We start from the raw sequence: 1,521 nt of genomic DNA, 5'->3' as shown, positions 1-1,521 counted from the left end.
ACTTCGCAGCTGGGGCCCGCACCTTGGGGTGCGGGCCCCAGTTCGCTGCATTTTTCAGGGTGATTCCCCCCTGCCGTATTCGGCTCGTTCTCGCGATTCTCTGCGCCGTTCATTCGTGCTGCGGGAATTCCTTGATACGCGCCCGCATCGAGGAAGGTCCCGCATGAACCGAGCACGCCCATCACGCACCACCCGCACCACCCGCACCTACGACCGCTCCGAGGGCTCCTCCGGCCGCACCGGCGCCCGGCGCCGCCCCCAGGACCGCCACAGCCGACCTGCCGCGCCCCACGCCGAGTTCACACCGCCCAAGACCATCAAGCCCGCACTGCCCGCCGTCGAGTCGTTCGCCGAACTCACCCTGCCGGCGCCCCTGCTGGCCGCACTCGGCCACGAAGGCGTGAGCGTGCCGTTCCCCATCCAGGCAGCCACCCTGCCCAACTCCCTGGCCGGCCGCGACGTACTGGGCCGCGGCCGCACCGGCTCCGGCAAGACCCTCGCCTTCGGCCTCCCCCTGCTCGCCCGCACCGCAGACCGCCGAGCCGAACCGCGCCGGCCACTGGCCCTGATCCTGGTCCCCACCCGCGAACTCGCCCAACAGGTCACCGACGCCCTCACCCCATACGCCCGCGCCCTACGACTGCGGCTGACCACCGTGGTCGGCGGAATGTCCATCGGCAGACAGGCCAACGCACTACGCGCCGGGACCGAGGTCGTCATCGCCACACCGGGACGGCTCAAAGACCTCATCGACCGCGGCGACTGCCGACTGCGCGACGTCGCCATCACCGTCCTGGACGAAGCGGACCAGATGACCGACATGGGATTCATGCCCCAGGTCACCGCCCTCCTCGACCAGGTCCGTCCCGACGGCCAGCGCATGCTCTTCTCCGCCACCCTGGACCGCAACGTCGACAAACTCGTCCGCCACTACCTGACCGACCCCGTGGTCCACTCCGTCGACCCCTCAGCAGGCGCCGTCACCACCATGGAACACCACATCCTGCACGTGCACGAGGCAGACAAACACCGCACAACCACCGAAATAGCCGCACGCGACGGCCGAGTAATCATGTTCCTGGACACCAAACACGCCGTGGACCGGCTCACCAAACACCTCCTCGGCAACGGCATCCGCGCCGCCGCCCTGCACGGCGGCCGATCCCAGCCCCAACGCACCCGAACCCTCACCCAATTCAAGAGCGGACAGGTCACAGCACTCGTGGCGACCAACGTCGCAGCACGCGGCATCCACATCGACGACCTCGACCTCGTCGTCAACGTGGATCCACCCGGCGACCACAAGGACTACCTGCACCGCGGCGGCCGCACAGCCCGCGCCGGCGCATCCGGCAGCGTCGTCACCCTGGTCACCCCCACCCAACGCCGCGACATGACCCGACTCATGGCCACCGCCGGCATCAACCCGACCATCACCGCGGTGCGATCCGGCGAGGCAGAACTCAGCCGCATCACCGGCGCCAAAACCCCCTCCGGCATCCCCGTCACCATCACCCCGCC

At 69.2% G+C, this 1,521-nt stretch carries 1 protein-coding gene; it reads left to right on the top strand.

The window, feature by feature from the left end; translation table 11 throughout:
- Window positions 1-163: 163 nt before the first annotated feature.
- On the top strand, window positions 164-1,521 hold a 1,358-nt coding region (locus tag ABZ880_RS54385), incomplete at its 3' end, for a DEAD/DEAH box helicase (RefSeq protein ID WP_361279422.1).

The sequence above is a fragment of the Streptomyces sp. NPDC047043 genome, assembly GCF_040644055.1.
Classification (GTDB): domain Bacteria; phylum Actinomycetota; class Actinomycetes; order Streptomycetales; family Streptomycetaceae; genus Streptomyces.
This window is presented reverse-complemented; position numbering and strand designations above follow the sequence as displayed.